At 50.2% G+C, this 18,990-nt stretch carries 22 protein-coding genes and 2 pseudogenes; 17 read left to right on the top strand and 7 right to left on the bottom strand.

Annotated features, from left to right (window positions below):
* Window positions 1-466: 466 nt before the first annotated feature.
* Entirely contained in the window at window positions 467-1,357 is an 891-nt protein-coding gene (locus AC5JO6_RS22880) for an alpha/beta fold hydrolase (RefSeq protein ID WP_496083345.1), read from the bottom strand.
* A 250-nt stretch (window positions 1,358-1,607) separates the two neighbouring features.
* Entirely contained in the window at window positions 1,608-2,381 is a 774-nt protein-coding gene (locus AC5JO6_RS22875) for a ferritin-like domain-containing protein (protein WP_496083344.1), read from the bottom strand.
* Between the two features lie 275 nt (window positions 2,382-2,656).
* Here AC5JO6_RS22875 and AC5JO6_RS22870 point away from each other — a divergent pair, with 275 nt between their 5' ends.
* The 4 genes from AC5JO6_RS22870 to AC5JO6_RS22855 all read left to right on the top strand — a co-directional run bounded on the left by AC5JO6_RS22870 (window position 2,657) and on the right by AC5JO6_RS22855 (window position 5,653).
* Window positions 2,657-2,851, top strand: a complete 195-nt coding sequence (locus tag AC5JO6_RS22870; protein WP_496083346.1) for a hypothetical protein — start codon at window positions 2,657-2,659, stop codon at window positions 2,849-2,851.
* The gene (locus tag AC5JO6_RS22865) at window positions 2,778-4,475 is read left to right on the top strand and encodes a bifunctional pantoate--beta-alanine ligase/(d)CMP kinase (protein WP_496083343.1); all 1,698 of its coding nucleotides are present in this window, start codon (window positions 2,778-2,780) and stop codon (window positions 4,473-4,475) included. The genes AC5JO6_RS22870 and AC5JO6_RS22865 overlap by 74 nt, the downstream gene beginning before the upstream one ends.
* 79 nt (window positions 4,476-4,554) lie before the next feature.
* The gene (locus AC5JO6_RS22860) at window positions 4,555-5,157 is read left to right on the top strand and encodes a TetR/AcrR family transcriptional regulator (RefSeq protein ID WP_496083342.1); all 603 of its coding nucleotides are present in this window, start codon (window positions 4,555-4,557) and stop codon (window positions 5,155-5,157) included.
* Window positions 5,158-5,227: 70 nt separating this feature from the next.
* Complete coding sequence (locus tag AC5JO6_RS22855) at window positions 5,228-5,653, top strand: acyl-CoA thioesterase (RefSeq protein WP_496083341.1); 426 nt, start codon at window positions 5,228-5,230, stop codon at window positions 5,651-5,653.
* Between the two features lie 33 nt (window positions 5,654-5,686).
* Here the strand turns inward: AC5JO6_RS22855 and AC5JO6_RS22850 are convergent, their stop codons facing one another.
* Complete coding sequence (locus AC5JO6_RS22850; RefSeq protein ID WP_496083340.1) at window positions 5,687-6,865, bottom strand: glycosyltransferase family 4 protein; 1,179 nt, start codon at window positions 6,863-6,865, stop codon at window positions 5,687-5,689.
* Between the two features lie 123 nt (window positions 6,866-6,988).
* Between AC5JO6_RS22850 and AC5JO6_RS22845 the strand changes: the two genes are divergently transcribed.
* Both AC5JO6_RS22845 and AC5JO6_RS22840 read left to right on the top strand, forming a co-directional pair.
* On the top strand, window positions 6,989-7,618 hold the full coding sequence (locus tag AC5JO6_RS22845) for a hypothetical protein (RefSeq protein WP_496083339.1): 630 nt from the start codon (window positions 6,989-6,991) through the stop codon (window positions 7,616-7,618).
* Window positions 7,619-7,772: 154 nt separating this feature from the next.
* Window positions 7,773-8,807, top strand: coding sequence for a glycosyltransferase family 2 protein (locus AC5JO6_RS22840; protein WP_496083338.1), 1,035 nt, complete (start codon window positions 7,773-7,775; stop codon window positions 8,805-8,807).
* 61 nt (window positions 8,808-8,868) lie between these two features.
* On the opposite strand, the gene AC5JO6_RS22835 is transcribed toward AC5JO6_RS22840, so the two are convergent.
* On the bottom strand, window positions 8,869-9,072 hold the full coding sequence (locus tag AC5JO6_RS22835) for a hypothetical protein (RefSeq protein WP_496083337.1): 204 nt from the start codon (window positions 9,070-9,072) through the stop codon (window positions 8,869-8,871).
* Between the two features lie 263 nt (window positions 9,073-9,335).
* Here AC5JO6_RS22835 and rpsB point away from each other — a divergent pair, with 263 nt between their 5' ends.
* The 10 genes and pseudogenes from rpsB to AC5JO6_RS22785 form a co-directional block, all read left to right on the top strand.
* Complete coding sequence (rpsB, locus tag AC5JO6_RS22830; RefSeq protein WP_496083336.1) at window positions 9,336-10,130, top strand: 30S ribosomal protein S2; 795 nt, start codon at window positions 9,336-9,338, stop codon at window positions 10,128-10,130.
* Between the two features lie 94 nt (window positions 10,131-10,224).
* Window positions 10,225-10,887 carry a translation elongation factor Ts gene (gene tsf, locus AC5JO6_RS22825; RefSeq protein WP_496083335.1) on the top strand — a complete coding sequence of 221 codons (663 nt, stop codon included), beginning with the start codon at window positions 10,225-10,227 and terminating at the stop codon, window positions 10,885-10,887.
* A gap of 287 nt (window positions 10,888-11,174) precedes the next feature.
* Window positions 11,175-12,719, top strand: a complete 1,545-nt coding sequence (locus AC5JO6_RS22820) for a site-2 protease family protein (protein ID WP_496083334.1) — start codon at window positions 11,175-11,177, stop codon at window positions 12,717-12,719.
* 402 nt (window positions 12,720-13,121) lie between these two features.
* Window positions 13,122-13,634, top strand: coding sequence for a hypothetical protein (locus AC5JO6_RS22815; protein WP_496083333.1), 513 nt, complete (start codon window positions 13,122-13,124; stop codon window positions 13,632-13,634).
* 716 nt (window positions 13,635-14,350) lie between these two features.
* Window positions 14,351-14,680 (top strand): flavoredoxin, encoded by a 330-nt coding sequence (locus AC5JO6_RS22810; protein WP_496083332.1) that lies wholly within the window; start codon window positions 14,351-14,353, stop codon window positions 14,678-14,680.
* A gap of 13 nt (window positions 14,681-14,693) precedes the next feature.
* Window positions 14,694-14,954: a hypothetical protein gene (locus AC5JO6_RS22805; protein WP_496083331.1), complete on the top strand. Its 261-nt coding sequence runs from the start codon at window positions 14,694-14,696 to the stop codon at window positions 14,952-14,954.
* 306 nt (window positions 14,955-15,260) lie between these two features.
* Window positions 15,261-15,539 (top strand): BrnT family toxin, encoded by a 279-nt coding sequence (locus AC5JO6_RS22800; RefSeq protein ID WP_496083330.1) that lies wholly within the window; start codon window positions 15,261-15,263, stop codon window positions 15,537-15,539.
* Window positions 15,502-15,780: a BrnA antitoxin family protein gene (locus tag AC5JO6_RS22795; protein ID WP_496083329.1), complete on the top strand. Its 279-nt coding sequence runs from the start codon at window positions 15,502-15,504 to the stop codon at window positions 15,778-15,780. Before AC5JO6_RS22800 ends, AC5JO6_RS22795 begins: the two co-directional genes overlap by 38 nt.
* 169 nt (window positions 15,781-15,949) lie before the next feature.
* Window positions 15,950-16,225, top strand: coding sequence for a hypothetical protein (locus AC5JO6_RS22790; RefSeq protein WP_496083328.1), 276 nt, complete (start codon window positions 15,950-15,952; stop codon window positions 16,223-16,225).
* Window positions 16,222-16,512: pseudogene (locus AC5JO6_RS22785) on the top strand (clan AA aspartic protease); the annotation flags it as partial. The gene AC5JO6_RS22790 and the pseudogene AC5JO6_RS22785, both read left to right, overlap by 4 nt.
* Before the next feature lie 63 nt (window positions 16,513-16,575).
* Here AC5JO6_RS22785 and AC5JO6_RS22780 read toward each other — a convergent pair.
* A complete protein-coding gene (locus AC5JO6_RS22780) occupies window positions 16,576-16,872 on the bottom strand; it encodes a hypothetical protein (RefSeq protein WP_496083327.1) in 297 nt (98 codons plus the stop codon).
* On the opposite strand from AC5JO6_RS22780, the pseudogene AC5JO6_RS22775 reads away from it, so the two are divergent.
* Window positions 16,868-17,107 (top strand): annotated as a pseudogene (locus AC5JO6_RS22775) (transposase); the annotation flags it as partial. The gene AC5JO6_RS22780 and the pseudogene AC5JO6_RS22775 sit on opposite strands and share 5 nt — an antisense overlap.
* Before the next feature lie 62 nt (window positions 17,108-17,169).
* Here the strand turns inward: AC5JO6_RS22775 and AC5JO6_RS22770 are convergent.
* Complete coding sequence (locus AC5JO6_RS22770; RefSeq protein ID WP_496083326.1) at window positions 17,170-18,186, bottom strand: hypothetical protein; 1,017 nt, start codon at window positions 18,184-18,186, stop codon at window positions 17,170-17,172.
* Between the two features lie 12 nt (window positions 18,187-18,198).
* Window positions 18,199-18,783: a transposase gene (locus AC5JO6_RS22765; RefSeq protein WP_496083325.1), complete on the bottom strand. Its 585-nt coding sequence runs from the start codon at window positions 18,781-18,783 to the stop codon at window positions 18,199-18,201.
* Window positions 18,784-18,990: the final 207 nt, after the last annotated feature.

The raw sequence follows: 18,990 nt of genomic DNA, 5'->3' as shown, positions 1-18,990 counted from the left end.
TGCTGTTTCAGCCTATTGTGCTACGCTGCCTAATTGGATAAAGTCGAGCTAAGGTTCAGCATTAAATGTAAGGTTCAGCATTAATTGGTTGAGGTTCGTGCGCCATGCTCCGAGGTTCGTGCGCGATGCTCTGAGGTTCACGCACCATGCTCTGAGGTTCACGCGCGATACTCTGAGGTTCGTGCGCCATGCTCTGAGGTTCGTGCGCGATGCTCCGAGGTTCACGTGCGATACTCCGAGGTTCGTGCGCCATACTCTGAGGTTCGTGCGCCATGTTCTGAGGTTCACGCGCGATACTCCGAGGTTCGTGCGCCATGCTCTAAGGTTCACGCGCCATGCTCTGAGGTTCACACGCGATACTCTGAGGTTCACGCACCATGCTCTGAGGTTCGCGCACCATACTTAAAGCATCCCGCGCCATACTTTAAGGTTCGCGCACGAGGTTTTAAGATCTATTCTCGATCGCCTAAAGGGTAGCGATGATCCACGATCGCAGCAGTTCATTCACCTGCTCAGGCACCTCGTCGTGGGGACAATGCCCTGCACGTAAGTAGTATTCAGTGAGCTGGGGATGATACTGCCGAAACTTTGTGCCCCTCTCTCTGGCGTTGATCCAGGGGTCGGCTTCGCCCCAGAGCATGAGTAGTGGGCGAGTCAGTTGACCAAGCAGCACATCGATCGTTTCGCCCTGAGGCGTGCGGAAGACTGAGGCAAACACTTTGGGCGCGCCGGGATCGCAGGAAGGCTGATAGATTTCGTCCACAAGCTGCTCTGTCACAGCCGATTGATCGAGATAGACGTTCTCTAGAGTCTTGCGAATCAGGAATTTCTGACGCACATATTGGAACAAGAGAAAACTCGCCCAATCTTGACGAAACAGCGTTTGCACCACTTTGCCCATCACTTCGCGCATGGGATCGGGTTTCGTCGTGCCCTGAATGTCGGTAAAGGGTCCCGCACTGTTGACGAGTACCAGCCCTGCTGCTGACTCTGGACGTTGGGTAGCGACACAGAGAGCCGCATAGCCGCCCAGAGAGTTCCCCACGAGAACGGCTGGTTGACCAATGACCTGCGTGATGAAGTCGTGGAGTTGGTCGCGCCATAGATCGCCACTGTAGGCACGATCGGGCTTTGCCGATCGCCCAAACCCTAAAAGGTCGATCGCCCAGACTTCAAACTCGTCGCTGAGTCCGGCGATCGTCTTGCGCCAGTGATCGGTAGACGCGCCAAACCCATGAATCAGCAGCAGGGGCGGACGGTGAGCCTGTCGTGTTCCTGCTTTGACGTAGTAAATGGGCTGCTGTTGCCACTGCCAATACTGACCAGGCTTGGGAGGAGAAATCGGAGGCGCTTGCATCGTTTAGAGAAATCAGAATCACCTCTAGCATTCTAGCGTGATGCTTACAGGCGGGGGGTTTGGTGACTGAAGAGAGGAGTCAGGAGTCAGGAAAAAGGCAGAAGTTTTGAGTAGCACTGGTTCGCTTAGAGCCACGTTGTAGGTGTACCGCGTTGCTAGAGAGTTTTAAGCGAGGCGTGAGGTGTAAGCCATTAACGTTAACGACTGATCAAACTTTTAGCCCTTAGCCTTTAGCCTTTAGCCTTTCTTCCTACTCCCTACTCCCTACTCCCACTAACTCCCGTTCCGCTGGAGCTTCTACCATCTCAGTGGGTACGCCATCCTGGACGAGGGACGGGGATTTACCGCTCTTTTGCAAAAAGTTGCCGACCATTGCAAGAATGGCGTTCACTTTGCGCGTGCGCCAGGAATCGATAACTGCATCCACTTCGCCAGCATTCAAACGTCGCTCTAGCGCTTCCCTTAAGTAAGCAGCGTGTCCGGTTTCGTCACTGGCGACGCTGAGAATGCCCTTCTTGAGGTTGGCGCTTACAGGCTCGTCCTCTGGTAGCACGTTTGCCATCCGCACAAAGTCTTTGCTGGCATCCAGTTCCAGAATGTAGGTGCTTGCGAGAAACGCAACCCAGTCGATCGCCTCTGGTTTCAGCTCTGCCTGCGAGTAGCCCTCAAAGTAGGCATCAAAAAAGGGATTGCGCTTAGGCTCACCCGCTTTCTCTGCTGCTGGCTTAGGTGCATTCTTGAAATCAATCACCTGCTTATTCAGTTGCTTTAAGGCGTGGGCGAAGATTTGCCCATGTCGGCGCTCATCGTTAGCGTGACGGGTGAGTCTCTCTGCCAGCCAGGTATCACCTTCGGTAGCGGCGCGATCGCGCAAAGCCTCCAGATAGGGAACAGAGCCAGATTCCGCTAATTGCAAGCTCGCCAGCGTGTTGGGGCGCGTGAGCGGGTCACGCATATTACGGGCAGTAATGAAGGCAGCCGCCGCTGAACCAGCCAGATGTAACACTTGGGTAAGAAAGTTCATAGCTGTGTGAAGAAGAGCTTACAGACGACATCCTAACGCTCTTCGCCAAAATGGGCAGAGCGACTGAATACAGCTTTGAGTAGCTATTAGCAGTCAGCTATCAGCGGTCAGCAAAAAGCGGATGGCTGACTGCTACTCCAAACGTGTGTCGTTGTTTTTAAACAGCTCATGGCAATACAGCTTTGAGTAGCTATTAGCAGTCAGCTATCAGCGGTCAGCAAAAAGCGGATGGCTGACTGCTACTCCAAACGTGTGTCGTTGTTTTTAAACAGCTCATGGCAGCAATCGCAGTCTTGTTGATACGCTTAACAGGGGAATTTCAGGTTTGGGGTGTGAGGCGATCGCGTTCTCTGATTCGCCTTCTCAACAAAACATCAATCATTTTTGGGGGTTGTGGTGCGTTTGTTCAAATCCATTGCCGGATTGCGGTGCTACCTCAACCGCTATCGCTCCGGTCAGCCTCTCTCTGATCGCTCAGCGATCGAAGCAGCAGATTCTATGCAAGCAGTTGACTCGATCGGGCTAGTGCCCACGATGGGGTCACTCCATGCAGGACATTTGAGCCTCATTCACAAGGCACGGCAGGAGAATCAGCTTGTCGTGGTGAGCATTTTCGTCAACCCACTCCAGTTTGGACCGACTGAAGATTTCCAGCAGTATCCCCGCACCTTGGGGCAGGATCAACTGTTGTGTGAGCAAGCTGGAGTGGATGTGATCTTTGCGCCCAGTGGTGAGGAGATGGGAGTCGGGAGGCAGGAGGCAGGAGCCAGGAGTCGGGAGTCGGGAGTCGGGAGTCGGGAGCTAGAATTCACCCCTCACCCCTCACCCCACCGCGAAGCGGAAGCAAGCTACACCCCTCACCCCTCACCCCTCTCTCCTACACAAGTGGTGCCACCAGGAACTATGCTCTCTGTAATGTGTGGTCGATCGCGGTTGGGGCATTTTCAAGGTGTGGCGACGATCGTGACGAAACTACTCAGTATTGTGCAACCGCAACGGGCGTACTTTGGGCAGAAAGATGCACAACAGTTAGCGATTATTCAGCGGCTGGTTGAGGACTTGAATTTGCCTGTGGCGATCATGGGCTGTCCGATCGTGCGCGAAGCGAGTGGACTGGCGTACAGTTCGCGCAATCAATATCTGACCGCAGCACAAAAAGAAGAGGCAGCGGCTCTTTATCGTGGCTTGCGCTTGGCTGAACAAGCCTTTCGGTCAGGCGAACGGGTGAGTGATATGTTGACCAAAATGGTTAAAACAGAGCTGGAGCACGTTCCGGCGATCGCCCCCGAATATATCGAACTCGTTCATCCTTTAACGTTGGAACCTCTAGACATGGTTGAAGAAACAGGCTTACTGGCGATCGCCGCACGCATTGGTGGCACTCGCTTAATTGACAATCTAGTGCTGTCTGCCCGGAAGCCCATTGTGGCGATCGATGGTCCTGCTGGCGCTGGCAAATCGACCGTTGCCCGTCAAGTAGCACACGTCCTCGACTTGCTCTACCTGGACACAGGCGCAATGTACCGGGCGCTGACCTGGCTCGTGTTGCAGTCTAGCATTGCCATTGACGATGAACCCAGCATTGCCGAACTGGTGAGCCAGTGCGAGATTGAGCTAAGCGGTCATCCGTCCTCCGTCAGCGTCTCGATTGATGGTCAGAATGTGACGCAGGCAATTCGGAGTTTGGAAGTCACGTCAAATGTCTCTGCGATCGCCGCACAACCGATCGTCCGCCATGAACTGGTGCGTCAACAGCGACGGTATGGCAAAGACGGTGGCATTGTCATCGACGGTCGTGATATTGGCACCTATGTTTTTCCCGATGCCGAACTCAAGCTTTTCCTGACCGCTTCCGTACAAGAACGAGCGCGTCGTCGGCAGCAAGATCTGAAAAACCAGGGTAAGAATGACATTAGCCTGGACGAGCTAGAGCAGGCAATTTACGATCGCGATCGCAAAGACAGTACTCGTGCGCTAGCGCCCTTACGTCAGGCAGAAGATGCGATCGAGATCCAAACGGATGATCTCACTGTTGCTGAAGTCGTCGATCGTATCGTGCAGCTCTATCAAGACCGGGCAACCATCAAAGCATAGAGCACTCTCCGCGTCCTCCGCGCCTCTGCGGTTCAAACTCCAGCTAGACTAAAAGACCGATCGGTCTTAAAATAAACGCATGTCCAAAGCCAGCGACACCAGAGCCAAGATCATTCAGCAAGCAGCGGGACTGTTCAACCAACAGGGCTACGCTGGTTCATCCATGTCAGATATTATGCGTGTTACGGGATTACAAAAAGGAGGCATCTATAACCATTTCAACAGCAAAGAAGAACTTGCCCTAGAAGCGTTTGATTTTGCCGTTCAACTCAGCAGCAAAAAGTTCTTACAAGCAGTGCGAGGGAAACAGACTGCGGTTGAAAAATTGCAAGCAATTCTGTGGGTTTATCAGCAGTTTATTGATGATCCACCTGTGCCTGGAGGCTGTCCACTCTTGAATACAGCCGTTGAGAGTGATGACGCTTATCCTGTGTTGCGCGATCGTGCTCAACAGGCAATGACTTCATGGCGCAATCTCATTATTCGCCTGATCAACAAAGGGATTGTCAAAGGTGAAATTCGCGTAGACGTTGAAACCGATACCGTAGCGACCATTCTTATTGCCACACTAGAAGGCTCTGTCATGATGAGCAAATTGTATGGTGATGCCGTGTATATGGAACGAGCGATCGCGCACCTCAATCACTACATCATCAGCGAGCTGACCGGATCAAAGGGATAGCTCTCCGCGCAAATATTTTTTTGTCCTTTAACAGACCGATCGGTCTTAAAGACTTTCTCCAGGAGCAATCATGCAATTATCAAGACCGTTAGAAATCAAGCTTGAGATTCCCGTAAGAACGTATGATATTGACTTCGCTGGTATTGTCAGCAATATCGTCTACATTCGATGGCTAGAAGATCTACGCATCAAGTTGCTAGAAGAACATTTCCCACCCATTCATCAAAAAAAACAAGCAATTTTTCCCGTTCTAGCCGAAACCCAAATCGCCTACAAACGTCCCATTCGACTCTTTGATCAAGTCACTGGTCAACTGTGGATTAGCAGCTTAAAGCGCCTAAAGTGGTCAGTGCAGGCAGAAATTTTGTGTAACAACGAACTGGCAGCCGTAGCCACTCAAACGGGAGCCTTCGTTGATTTCAAAAGTATTCGCCCTGTTCCAATTCCAGATGAACTATCTCAGAAATTCTTGGCGCATCACACGCTAAGTAAGTAGACATACTGACTAGAAGCTTCATTTTTACCGAGCTTACAAAATCGATCGCACGATCGCCACCGTCTCCTTAATCATCCGTTCCTCACGAAACATTTTTTCTGCCCGTTGTTTACACGCCTGTCCTACCTGTTGCCTTAGTGCCGCATCACCCACCCAGTCCTTCAAGATCCCAACCAATTCTTGAATGGTGGACTGGAAATTGCCAAACATGGGGGAAGTCAGCAGTTGTCCCGCATCGCCCAAGCCTTCAGGAATGCCGCTTACCGCTGATGCAGCCACAGGAAGCCCTTTCGCCATCGCTTCCATCATTGCCAACGGTAACCCTTCCGATTCAGACGGCAGCAAAAAGATGTCGCTTGCATCCAGCCAATCGTTAATTTGATCCAGTTCGCCCAGAAACTTGACGCGATCGCTCACACCCGCCTGCTTCACCATTTGCTTAAACTGATCTGCCAGTGTTCCCGTGCCTGCCCAAGCAAAGTAGAGATGTTCCCATGCAGGCGTTTGCTTCAGTTGCTTGATCGCGCCAATTTGATACTGATAGCCTTTGATGATGTCCATGCGGGCAGCGGTGAAGCAGAGAACGGCATCGGCAGGGATATTCCACTGTTGGCGGAGGCGCGATCGCATCTCTAAATCCGGTAACTGAAAGTAGGTAGACGGTCGTCCGCAGTAAATCACCTCCCCTTTGTCCTCCGCCAACCCAAACAGCGTTCGCAATAGCCTCAAGTTATCGTGCGAAACGGCTATGACTGCTTTAGCTGCCATGTACTGCTCCGCCAGCGCCACATACGCTTCGGGTACTTCTTTCGGTTTAATCGGATGCACCAGATGTTCCACGATGATGAAGGGAATGCCGTGCTTCATCGCTACACGCTTGGGGAAAAAGTTAGCAATCGGTCCCCCATTGCTCACAATCAACAAATCCGGTTTCGCCTCAGCAATCATCTTCTCTGCGTCTGCCGCCTTCGCTGATTCCAGCCAGATATGCTGTTGAATGCCTACCTGCCTCTGCTGCGACACAAACCAATCCGCGCGTTGCCGTACTCGTTCCATACCAGCGGAACCAAAATGCGTCGCCAGTCCGTCAGGAATATCCTGCACGTGCGTCATCTGGTAGCCTAGAGTGGCTAAGGCACACAAAATTGCATGGTTGTACGGCAAAAGACCACCGATCGCAGGCGACGCGTATAGCAGAATATGTTTAGCCACAGCAGTAGATGTCGGGGGCTTGGTTATGCGTTGTTAGAGTACACGGCGCGATCGTCGAACTAACATCCGCCATAGAGTATGAGATTAGATAGGTAATTCAATTGAGTATAAAGTGAGGTTCTCATGGGTGTTACTGTAAACTACAGCGCTATCCCACCTAGCAGTACGTTGTATGCACGTCTTCAACGTGAGAAGCTTTTTGCAATTCTCATGATTTCTCTCTTTTCTCAAGGTTGCGGCATCTTTAACTTCTTTGAAGAAATCGAACCTGAAGAGGTTAACGAGCTTCTTGAATACGTTATTGAAGAGCATCAAGACATCTTTGGATCAGATTTAGAAGCCGATCAAATCATTGCTGAATTTCGAACAGAGTTGAGACTCACTCGTAAAGCTTATCCAGGGATTGAGGGTAGAATAGCCTTCTTGGAAAAGTCATCCAATGAGATTATGGAACGGTTGACACAAGAGCTAGCGAGAAGAAAGGTTGAGAATGCCGATGAGATTGTTGTAAAAATCATGTTCGGAGATCAATCTTTTGCTCCAATACTATTGCCAGAGTCAGAATCGTTAGGGCTGATATCGCGTGAGTCAGTACGCGAAGGAGCCAGAATCCTGCGACAGATTGAACCGGAAACCCTGTTCGCAAAAGATGAGGGTTGGGAAGGATGGTGCCTTAATCACTTTGAACATTGGCGAGATTTATATCTCTCAGCAGACGAGAGAAATGAGGAGATATTAGTTGGAGTTTTTTAACCCGTCAGCTAGACAGAATCAATCATTAGGATGTGTCTGGGCATAGCATTAACGTATCTAACCCTAGAGCAGCATGGGTTACGCTATCGCTAACCCATCCTACGTTTGCCTAACAACCAAAAACTAACAACCAACAACTTTTCGAGGAGTCGCCGTGTTTTTCAGTGTGGTCATTCCGACCTACAACCGCAAACCAATTTTAGAAAAGTGCCTGAAAGCGCTGGAGCAGCAGCAGTTTGATGCGGGCGCGATCGCGGGCTACGAGGTTGTCGTTGTGGATGATGGCTCCACCGACGGCACTGTAGACTGGCTGCAAGCAAACGCCAGCACCTTCCCTCACGTCTGCCTCTTTCAGCAAGACCATCAAGGTCCCGCCGCCGCCCGTAACCTCGGAGTCGAAAAAGCATCCGGCGACACCATTATTTTTATTGACAGCGATTTAGTCGTTACTGAGGTCTTTCTTCAGGCACATGCCGAAGGTCTCCAAAGCGGTCAGCCGTCAGCCGTCAGCCGTCAGCCGTCGAAACAAACTCAAAGCCCCTCCTCTGCTTCCCCTGCCTCCCCTGCTGCTCCCCCTGCTTGCCCCACACCCCACACCCCACACCCCACACCCCTCTTCACCTACGGTCGCGTCATCAACACTGCCAACTTCGACGATCCCACCGCAGAACCCTACAAAATTACCGACTTTTCAGCGGCGTATTTTGCCACGGGGAATGTGGCGATCGCCCGCATCTGGCTCGAAAAAGCCGGACTCTTTGACACGTGTTTTCAGCTTTACGGCTGGGAAGATCTGGAACTGGGGGTTCGCCTGAAGGAACTCGGCTTGACCCTCATCAAATGTCCCGATGCGGTTGGCTATCACTGGCATCCACCGTTTGCCCTTGACCAACTGCCTAACCTAATCGACAAAGAAATTGAGCGCGGCAAGATGGGCGTGCTGTTCTATCAAAAGCACCCTACCTGGAATGTGCGGATGATGATCCAGATGACCTGGCTTCATCGTGTGCTGTGGGGCGTGTTGTCACTGGGCGGAAGGCTTAACGAACGCACCATGGCTCCCTTTCTGCAATGGCTGATTGACCAAGGCAAACCCCAACTCGCCCTCGAAGTCGCCCGCATCTTCCTCAACTGGTACAACGTCCAGGGCGTTTACGAAGCGTACGCAGATATGCAGCAAAGACGCTGAGACTGAGAGGCAAGCATCGCTCGCAATTCATCCTTTCATCCTTGTGCGGTCGTATTAATGATCAGGAATCCCAACGTTGCTCGCCACTGCTAGTCACAAGATAAATTTCGTATTGGGCTTCAGGATACTTTTCACGTAGTCGCAACTTCTCGACAAAGGCATCCGTACTTCCATGTTCTACGATGATCTCCCTCATGTCATCCATAGGGAAAACCCAAATCACTTTACCCGTTGCCTTCTCAACCGCTTTGATGCCAAATCCCATAACCAATCCTTTGCAAAGCTCTCTCAATAACTCGATTCGATCGTCAAGATAATCTACTCTAACCCTTGCGGCTCCGCTATGCTACCCTAGAGAAGTTGTCTAAAATCGCACATCCAGGATTTCGGGTGTCTGTAGTAGTTGTTAGGGATTAGTTGTTGGTTGTTAGTACGGGAAATTTCTCACTAAAAACTAAAGACTAAAAACTAAAAACTTCCCAGGTGCTCCTGGATGGAGGATTAACCCGAATCAGGAGTTCAAAATCAATGCCAGTTGTTTCGTTGGCTCAATTGTTAGAGTCTGGAGTTCACTTCGGGCATCAAACCCGTCGTTGGAACCCCAAAATGGATCCATACATTTACACCTCGCGGAACGGGGTACACATCATTGACCTGGTGCAAACCGCTCGGTTAATGGATGAAGCGTATAACTATGTTCGTACTGCGTCTGAGCAGGGTAAGAAGTTTCTCTTCATCGGCACTAAGCGGCAAGCGGCTGGGATCATTGCTCAGGAAGCGGCTCGCTGTGGCGGTTACTATGTGAATCAGCGCTGGTTGGGCGGAATGCTCACCAACTGGGTCACGATCAAAACGCGCGTCGATCGCCTCAAAGAGTTAGAGCGTCGGGAAGAAACAGGCGGACTCGATCTGTTGCCCAAAAAAGAAGCCTCAGTGCTGCGACGTGAGCTGGAAAAGCTGCAAAAATATCTGGGTGGCATCAAAGCCATGCGGAAAGTGCCCGATATCATCATCATGGTGGATCAAAAGCGCGAATATAACGCCGTCCAGGAGTGCCAGAAGCTTTCGTTGCCGATCGTGGCATTGCTAGACACCAACTGCGATCCCGACTTAGTGGATGTGCCCATTCCAGCAAACGATGATGCCATCCGTTCGATTAAGCTAATAGTGGGCAGGCTGGCAGATGCGATCTACGAAGGTCGCCACGGTCAGCTTGAATCTGATGACGAGTACGAAGACTACGAAGGCGGTGAGGAAGACTTCGATTACGAAGATAATGACACCTCGTTCATTCCTGAAGAAACCGAAGAAACCGAAGCGTAGAGAGTTTTTAGTTGTTGGTTGTTGGTTTTTAGAGACTCTAACAACTAACAACTAACAACTAACGACTAACAACTATTCAGAGTGGTAAAAGGTAATGGCGGAAATCACAGCAAAATTAGTCGGTGAACTGCGCCAAAAAACGGGCGCAGGGATGATGGATTGCAAAAAAGCGCTTACGGAAACCAACGGTAACCTGGAAGACGCGGCTGACTGGCTCCGCAAAAAGGGAATTTCCTCGGCTGAGAAGAAGGCGGGAAAAGTAGCCGCTGAGGGCATCGTTGATAGCTACATCCACACAGGTAGCCGCGTTGGTGTGTTGGTAGAAGTCAACTGTCAGACAGATTTTGTGGCGCGGAACGAAGCGTTCAAGAAACTGGTACAGGACATTGCCAAGCAAATCGTTGCGTCTCAGCAGGTTGAGTATGTGAAGATTGCGGATATTCCGACTGAGGTTGTCGATCGCGAAAAGGCGATCGAAATGGGGCGCGACGATCTGGGCGGTAAACCAGACAACATCAAAGAGAAAATTGTGCAAGGACGCATTGAGAAGCGTTTGAAAGAGCTTTGCCTGCTGGATCAGCCCTTTATCCGCGACCAAAACATCACAGTCGATGAGCTTGTCAAGCAGAATGTCGCTCAACTGGGCGAAAACATTCAGGTACGGCGCTTTGTTCGCTTTGTGCTAGGTGAAGGCATCGAGAAAGAAGAAACGGATTTTGCTGCTGAAGTCGCCGCCCAAATCGGCACTGGCAAATAGGCTGAGTCAGTTAGCTCAAAGGCGCTAAAGAGTGAAAGAGCCGATTCTAGCATCCGTTTGATGAACGTACAGAGGCAGCCATAAGGCTGCCTCTGCTGTTTGTATCCGTTCCGCCAATGCCTAATTCAGGTAAATTAGGACAGGTAGATGAGGAAGTGGAGCGTCTTTGGAGCAACAGCCTCTTTGGTTGAAGGCAGCCTTCTGAAGGCGATCGTCTGGCTCCTGCATTCCGAAATCAAGTTTGTTGCATATTCAAGCTTCTGAAAGCTGTCTGAAAAGGGTTGGGAATGATTACTGCGATCACGTTACTGGTAGCGCTGGGATTTTTAGGCTGGGGCTTTTATCGTGCTAGACCGTTTGGCAAACTGGGTCTAGTTGCCTGGTTGCAATCAGCCGTATTAATTACGCCCTGGTTGCTGTTTTTTGGTCTGTCTCTTGTCGGCATCTACCTCAATATCGTCAGCGTCCTGTTCCTGTTTTTGTTGTCTACAGGACTCTATATTTACCTGGGTAGCCGCTTACGATCGCTGGCTCAAACCGAAGTCCTCTCTCGTCGTGCAAGCGCGATCGCGGAGGCTCAAGACATCAGCCCATCAGACTCTGCCAGTGATGATCTAGAGAGCTTGACTCCAACCACTTCGAGCGCACCAGTACAAGCGACAAAAGCCTCTGAAGCGTCGCTAGAATCCGACATTATTCCCATTCCTGCCGAAGACCTGAAGGCAATTCAGAGCATTTTTGGCGTTGATACGTTCTTTGCGACTGAAACGATTCCCTATCAGGAAGGTGTCATTCTGCGGGGCAATTTGCGCGGTGATGCCGAAACCACGATCGCCCATCTTTCAGAGCGACTGCTAGAAAAAGTTGGTGTCAGCGAAACCGATCCGCAACAGCCTCGTTATCGGTTGTTTCTCGTCGAAGGGCAAGACGGCAAGCCTGTTGTCATCGTCTTACCCAGTAGCCGTGATCCGCAGCCATCAACCCCGTTTCAGAAAGGCGTAGCGGTGTTGCTGCTCTTAGCCACGATCGCCGCCAGTTTGGAAAGTAGTGGGTTGATGCTCGGCTTCGATTTCTTCACGGCTCCCAATCGTCTTGCAGAGGTTTTACCGTTAGCGCTGGGTCTTCTCAGCGTCCTTGCCGTGCATGAAGTTGGGCACTGGCTGTTGGCACGTCGCTATCAGGTAAAGCTCAGCCTGCCGTTTTTCATTCCTACCTGGCAGATTGGTTCGTTTGGTGCCATCACCCGCTTTGAATCGGTGTTGCCCAATCGCAGTGTGCTGTTTGACATTGCGATCGCTGGACCCGCAGCAGGCGGTATTCTTTCGCTAGCCATGCTGGTTACAGGACTCCTGCTCTCACACAAGGGCAGCTTGTTCCAGGTGCCAACAGAGTTTTTTCAAGGCTCCATCTTAGTCGGTACGCTGACGCGGGTCGTGCTGCAAGAATCGCTTCAGCAGTCGATCGTCGATGTGCATCCACTCGTGATTCTAGGTTGGCTAGGCTTAGTGATCACAGCACTCAACCTACTACCAGCAGGACAGCTCGATGGTGGACGCATTGTGCAAGCGATTTACGGACGCAAAATTGCTGGACGCACGACGATCGGCTCCATCGTTATCCTGGGACTGGCATCCATTGTGAATCCGCTGGCGCTGTACTGGGCGATCGTTGTGCTGTTTCTGCAACGCGAATTGGAACGCCCCAGCCAGAACGAACTCACCGAACCAGACGACACCAGAGCCGCTTTAGGTTTACTGGCATTATTCCTGATGATCGTAACGCTGCTACCACTCACTCCCAGCCTTGCCGGACGTTTAGGGATTGGTGGTTGAGTGCAAGAGGATGAAAGGCAATACTTCTCGGTTAAGCCCCAGCGAATGGAATTCGCGGCTACAGAAGCAAAGTCTGCGCAGGCAGACTACTGACAGTTCAACCTGCGGCGGCAGGTTTCGTTTCTGTAGCTGCGGTTTCAACCGCCACTAACCGAGAAATATTGGGATATAAGGATGAAAAATTGATCTAACACTTTTCTATATTCTCACTGGTTGATTTGGACACGACGTACAGAAACGTTCCGTCTATTCACCCAAATTGGGGTGTTATGTAAAAGTCTTCCGTCAGATAATTTATCCAGGCTGTTCAGCTAAGTTGTCTGTGAGAAATTAGCACAAGGCTGGTTTGGCAGTGTTTAAGGAAGGCTTGCTTCGTGTTCAACTTTTTTCAGGGTGAAAATTATGTGCATCAAATGGATCTACTTGCAGAAAGCTGCCTTTGTGTTTCAGGTTTTAAGTTTTTTGGTCATTCTTCCCGCTGGGACTGCTGTTGCACTTGACACTTATCCAGAGTACGGTGCAACCGTCGATTCTAATGGAGAGACTGGCATTGGTCGTACCTATCCTAAAGAAGTTCTTCAGAAAGCTTGGGATCACTGCGGTGAAAGTGGCTGCGATGGCAAGCTGGTTTGCATTCTTAACACGACTGAGACAATAGTTTGTGGTCCCCGCAATGCTTGTACTTACCCTATCTCAAGAACAGTTAAGTTCACTGGCAGTTACAGTGGCGGTTGGGCAACAAGAGACAAGATGGTTAATGCCCTACTGAAACATTCGGGCAACGACGGTGGATGGTACAATCAGGGATCTTGGATTATGCGGAGCTTTTGGGCAGTTCGCACACCGGGTAATACAAGCTGGATCAACGTCAATGTTGAGGGTGGTCGCGAATCAATGACGGCTTGTGATAAATAGGTCGGGGAAGGCGGGCTTAAACACTCCGGTCGGCAAAATCTTTCGGTGCTCATGCCGTGGATGATACGATGTGCAACTAATTTGCCCTTATTCCTTTCTTGAAAGCCTTTCTCTCTGGGAGAAAGGCTTTCGGGCAATTTCTTTTGGTTCTCTTTTTCCTTAGTGGTGCAGAAAACTTTTTTGAGTCTCACGGTGGACAGTCTGGAGGGTCAAAATGGTGGCTGAAACCCACTGCCCTCGTTCGATTTTCTGAGAAATCCTGAAATCGCTGTCTTAATGAGAATCCTTTGCCCATAAGGGTTTCAGGAGTTCTCTGCACCACTAAGATCTGCATCTGGGAAGGTTGTCAGGTGGTGATAAAAAGGGCATCAGATCAATTAACACTTTTGGAGATTGTGCTTGATGGTAATGGATATTCAATCACTGTGAACCTCTGGACTTTACTTATTATTCTATTAGAGCAGGTGAGGTATATCTGCAACTGATTGAGAAATTACTGATTGCGATTGAATCCTACAGTAAATCAGGCAAAGATCACACAAAGCTAACTCGTATTTCTGAAAACCTTATTAAGGCAAGAACTAACGATCTCAAGACTTGGCTAGGGGAGTTTAGAAATATTCTAGCTGAGGTCGGTGTAGACTGAATCATGAGTATCTTCAGGCTTTTACTTCTGGTAGAGTGTAGCGCGTACATCGATTAGAACAGGTAAACCTGTGGAAAGAATTCCTGATGGAGCGATCGTCGTTCGAGGTGGGCGAAACCGACCGGAAGATGTCCGGCGTGGCATTGGAACGCATCCGAGCGGCGTGACAGGAATTTCGGTAGAATGTGGAGAAGGAGCATCTGTGCAGGAATTATCCGCATTGATCCCACACGGGCAGGTTGGTGTTACAACCGTTGGGGCGGTTCGAGAGGCAGGAGGCGATGTGATCCGAACATCTGGAAGAAGCCGATATCATGCAACATTAACAGGGTTAGCCCCTGATGAAATCAGTCTGCTTTTGACCCCAACAATATCTAACCCATCCAAACAAATTTTGTGAGCAGGAGTGATGTATGAGTTTATCCAAAGTTTTTGTCGATTTTCATAATGCTGATGAGCAGGGGCGTTTGCGTCTCAACTGCATTGGCACGATTGAAGATTTAGCACGTCAACAAGCTGAGTTGGAGAATGGGCAGCAGCTAACGTTGTATAGCGAAGATTTGGAAGTGGATGGAATAGTTCAGTTTTCAGAAGAAGAGAAGGTTTGGGTTGCTACGGTTGACTGGAATCAGATTAAGCAAGTTGAACAACTGGTAGTTCAAGGTCAAAACTGAGTGCGAAGCGCGCCGCCTAACAACCTGGTTGGAGCGGATTCCGAGTGACTCTAGTGGTGGAGCAAAGGTTGTTCACAACCGCTTAGCCGGAACGTCGGGCGGCTGAGCTATCGATAGGATATAGTGAGCGATTCATCAGTACGATCGCCCATCTTATAAGTTGAGTTTCCTTACCTCAACCCAACCGCATCTTTTTCACTCTTCACTTCTGCGATCGCCTTGCTTGAGCATTAGCCTTGTCTATAGATTTGCCTTGAATGGATGCGCAATAATGTAGAGAGTCTAATTAACATTGCCTAACCTTTCATGCAGTTTGAGTGGGATGAAGCGAAAAATCTAGAGAATATTCGTAGACATCAGATCGATTTCGCCGATGTCCCTGAGATGTTTGATAGTCCGATGCTAATTGAGTTAGACGATCGTTTTGATTACGGTGAAGACCGTTGGTTCGGTATCAGCTTCCTCGGTAACGGCATAGCGGTTGTTGTTTGGACAGAACGACAGAATGATATCATTCGGATCATTTCAGCACGAAGGGCAAATCGATATGAGCGACAAAGACTTGAGCAATACCTCTCGTACTAATTGGGCAGCACTTGAGGCAGGAGACGACGAAGGGATTGATTATTCTGATATTCCACCGTTGACGGAAGCGTTTTTTGAGAAGGCTACTTTAAGCATTCCTGCTCCTCAAGCACAGCGTCTGGTTCAAATTGATCCAGATGTTCTGCAATGGTTTCAAGCTCAAGGCGGAGAATACAAAGCTTTAATTAACTCCGTTCTACGCCATCACGTAGAGAGCAGTGGTGATCAGTCAGTGGTATAACAATCTTCTCAACCTTTACTTCTGCGATCGCGGCGAACGTCTTGCTTGAGCCTTAGCCTCGTCTAGTCAATACGGTTTCTCCTGTGGTCATGTCTGTTAAAGCTGTTGTGACATTCATTCGACTCTCCAAGCTAAAATTAAAGGAGCAAGTCGCAAAGAGTCCAGACCTATGGCAGTTCGTCAACGACGTTACAGCAAAGAAGAGTTGGCTCGACGTGGGCAAGAACTCTACGAGTCTGGCACTCGGCAGCAAGTCGATGCGGGAAACGAGGGCAAGATGGTAGCGATCGACATCGAAATCTCCGGTTTCGATGTCGATGAGACTGTCATCGCTGCAACTGATCGGCTATTTGAACGCAATCCCGATGCTCAACCGTGGGGGATTCGGATTGGACATCGCGCCGTTTATCATTTTGGGTCGCGGAGTCTGAAAAAGAATCAATGATTTACGGAGTCGTGAATTTGCGTCGTGAGGCAACGCTTCCCTTGGTGGTTAGTAATCCGTCTGGACAACGGCAAGTTATTGATACCGTGATTGACACCGGATTTGATGGATTTCTGTCTTTGCCATCTGAAGTTATCGTTCTCCTTGGATTGCCTTGGACTATCTCCAATACGGCGACCTTGGGCGATGGTAGCGAAACTCTATTTGATTTTTACGCCGGAACAGTGATCTGGGACGGGCAGTACCGCACGATCGATATTGCGGAATCAGAGACAGAACCTCTGTTAACGTGAGTTCGACGAACAGAAATTGACAGAAGAAAAGCTGAGACTGGTTTTGCAGTAACGGTCTCAGCTATGGACACTATCGTATCGCGCCTCGACATCACGCAAATCTTCTGTGACCTGGACGATTTTTATCAGCACTTCGAGCACGGTTGGCAACACCAAGTCCAGTTGCCCTCCATGGCTGGTGAACGCTGGAGCCATTCCCGCCTCAGCTTGAGCGAAGTGATGACGAGGCTCCACAGAAGCGGCTGCGCCAACGCTGTGGCGTTTCACGGGTCTGGCTTTCGTACGTTTAAGGAGTTTTATACCTTGTGCGTCTTGCCGCACTGGCGACGTGCGTTTCCGAACCTGGTCACTCATCACTAAGTCCAAGAAGAACATGAAAAGCCGCCTGGTCAAGCTGATTGACAAGATTTTGTTGCGGAAGCGAGCACTCATGGCATCGATGAACGACCAACTCAAGAACCTGTGCCAGATTGAACACTCACGCCTAAGTGCTTCGCACACGCTTCGCACACGCAGTTGGTTCAATTGCTTAGTCAACTTGCTGGCAGGTTTAATCGCGTATACTAAGGGACTTCCAGAAAACAAATAATTCCAGGCTGGTGGAGTAAGCTGAGAAGTGGTCCATCGCTGAGCACTGAGCCATGTTGGAACTCACGCACTGTTTGAAGAGCTTACGGCAAGAGCCTGCTGACCGTCTGAGAGGTACTGAACGTCGGCGGTGCATGGCGCAAACGGTGGCGGAATTAGGGCACGGTGGACAGCGCATAGCCGAGCGGGAATGAGGGTGGCACCGTGATCTGCTTCGACAAGGAGCACGGGAAGTGGCGAGTGGCATCGTTTGTGTGACTGCCTTGGCGTTGCGTGGTCGTAGACTGACCGAAGGATGCGCCAAGCCCACACCGTCAGCGCAATACCAATCAAAGCCGGGAGAGTGACAGCGGGAAAGTCGCGCGGAATGGTCGATGGAGAGGAAATGCCGACTGCAACTTCCCACAGATGGAAGCTGGCATGGGCGATCAACCATGACGTTGCAGCAGCCCACAGATCAAAGCGGTGCGCTGGTTGGATCATCCCGATCGCGAATGCAGCACCGAGGAATATCTGAATAAGCCCAATATCGCGGATGAAGTGCTGATTAAAGGAACCCGTGTGGGTCACGCCAGGAACGATGTTATACCAAGCGATCGGAGCGACAAGCATAAACAGTCCATTTCCAAACAGGAATAGTCCGTTGAACGCTATTAGAATGAATCCTACGACCAAAATGGTTCGAGCATTTGCAGTTGTTTTTATGGCAGTTGTTTTCATGAGACTTGTTGGGAAATAAGCTGGTTTAAGGACAAGGTTTTCTGCTGCCTCTCCAAGTTGTGCTGCATCGAGATAGAAATTCCACAAACCGACTGCATTCAGCATTAAGTGGTCATCGAAATCAGGCACACGGTTTCGATAACCATCTGTTACGGCACGATCACGTTTGATGCCAGCATGAGCATGTTCACACACCACTCGTTGACGACTGAACGCTTGGTTTTCCTGCTTCTGTTGTTGGGTTAATTCTTTTCCTTTTGGTTTCTTGTGCGGCAGATGAACGTTGTCAAACTCGTTTTGTAAGCCCTGGAATCCTAAAGCCCCCTCAATGGCAATTTCGTCTGGGATGTATTCCACCAAACTGGCTTCCTCTCATTGCCGTTTGTCATGAATCCTGCCACCTTTGGCTTGGGTCAGCAGGATCACCCGCTTTTTGCGCGTGCTACCAGTGATGTGTTTACGAGTATGCCGTTTCTTTTTGCCAGAATAATGCTCCTGCTGTGGCTCCCAGTCCTTAGGGCGTTGCATAGATCGTTCTGTACCATCCAAAATCACTTTTGTGACAGCAGGGAAACGTTCAAGAAATGCCTCCATGCTGCGCAACTTGTGCTCCGGCAAGACCTGTTTGGAGCCTAACGTTTGCTCCAAAATCGGCAACAATCCAGGCACCCAGTCCCAAGCACAAGAACGGTCAAAGCCAAACAAGACACTCAGTAAATCAAAGGTGGGATAGCATTTGCCGTACAACAGGATGTAAAACAGCTTTTCACGAGGGGTTCGTAACGTTGCTTTCCGCCCTCCGCCAATGGCTCGTTTGCGTTCGATGTCTGGATTAACTCGGCTATGCTCGTAAGCTGGGGCAAAACTTGGCAGGAGGGACTCAAAGGCTTTGAGGTTGAGTCCTGTCGTTGCTCGCAGCAGACGATCCTGTTGGAAAATGCGTTCTAAATTCAGCATGATAGAGCACAGGTGGCTGCGCGTTATTATCTCTTATTTCCCAACCGCTCTAAAATATTCCGGCGTTGCTGGAACGATGCCTGAACGACAAATCTGCCCTCACCCTAGCCCTCTCCCATCGGGCGAGGGGACAGGATTTCTAGCTCCCTTCTCCCTGGGGAGAAGGGTTGGGGATGAGGGAAAATCATACCTGTATTCAGCAACGCC

It is taken from the genome of Tildeniella sp. (assembly GCF_059505325.1).
This window is presented reverse-complemented; position numbering and strand designations above follow the sequence as displayed.

Excerpts from the sequence above, each read along its gene's own strand:
- AC5JO6_RS22765 (WP_496083325.1), bottom strand. The coding sequence starts at position 18,783 with ATGCTGAATTTAGAACGCATTTTCCAACAGGATCGTCTGCTGCGAGCA.
- rpsB (WP_496083336.1), top strand. The coding sequence starts at position 9,336 with ATGCCAGTTGTTTCGTTGGCTCAATTGTTAGAGTCTGGAGTTCACTTC.
- AC5JO6_RS22790 (WP_496083328.1), top strand. The coding sequence starts at position 15,950 with ATGGCAGTTCGTCAACGACGTTACAGCAAAGAAGAGTTGGCTCGACGT.
- AC5JO6_RS22870 (WP_496083346.1), top strand. The coding sequence starts at position 2,657 with ATGGCAGCAATCGCAGTCTTGTTGATACGCTTAACAGGGGAATTTCAG.
- AC5JO6_RS22795 (WP_496083329.1), top strand. The coding sequence starts at position 15,502 with ATGAGCGACAAAGACTTGAGCAATACCTCTCGTACTAATTGGGCAGCA.
- AC5JO6_RS22780 (WP_496083327.1), bottom strand. The coding sequence starts at position 16,872 with ATGAGTGACCAGGTTCGGAAACGCACGTCGCCAGTGCGGCAAGACGCA.
- tsf (WP_496083335.1), top strand. The coding sequence starts at position 10,225 with ATGGCGGAAATCACAGCAAAATTAGTCGGTGAACTGCGCCAAAAAACG.
- AC5JO6_RS22835 (WP_496083337.1), bottom strand. The coding sequence starts at position 9,072 with ATGGGATTTGGCATCAAAGCGGTTGAGAAGGCAACGGGTAAAGTGATT.
- AC5JO6_RS22815 (WP_496083333.1), top strand. The coding sequence starts at position 13,122 with ATGTGCATCAAATGGATCTACTTGCAGAAAGCTGCCTTTGTGTTTCAG.
- AC5JO6_RS22820 (WP_496083334.1), top strand. The coding sequence starts at position 11,175 with ATGATTACTGCGATCACGTTACTGGTAGCGCTGGGATTTTTAGGCTGG.
- AC5JO6_RS22805 (WP_496083331.1), top strand. The coding sequence starts at position 14,694 with ATGAGTTTATCCAAAGTTTTTGTCGATTTTCATAATGCTGATGAGCAG.
- AC5JO6_RS22880 (WP_496083345.1), bottom strand. The coding sequence starts at position 1,357 with ATGCAAGCGCCTCCGATTTCTCCTCCCAAGCCTGGTCAGTATTGGCAG.
- AC5JO6_RS22855 (WP_496083341.1), top strand. The coding sequence starts at position 5,228 with ATGCAATTATCAAGACCGTTAGAAATCAAGCTTGAGATTCCCGTAAGA.
- AC5JO6_RS22875 (WP_496083344.1), bottom strand. The coding sequence starts at position 2,381 with ATGAACTTTCTTACCCAAGTGTTACATCTGGCTGGTTCAGCGGCGGCT.
- AC5JO6_RS22845 (WP_496083339.1), top strand. The coding sequence starts at position 6,989 with ATGGGTGTTACTGTAAACTACAGCGCTATCCCACCTAGCAGTACGTTG.
- AC5JO6_RS22800 (WP_496083330.1), top strand. The coding sequence starts at position 15,261 with ATGCAGTTTGAGTGGGATGAAGCGAAAAATCTAGAGAATATTCGTAGA.
- AC5JO6_RS22860 (WP_496083342.1), top strand. The coding sequence starts at position 4,555 with ATGTCCAAAGCCAGCGACACCAGAGCCAAGATCATTCAGCAAGCAGCG.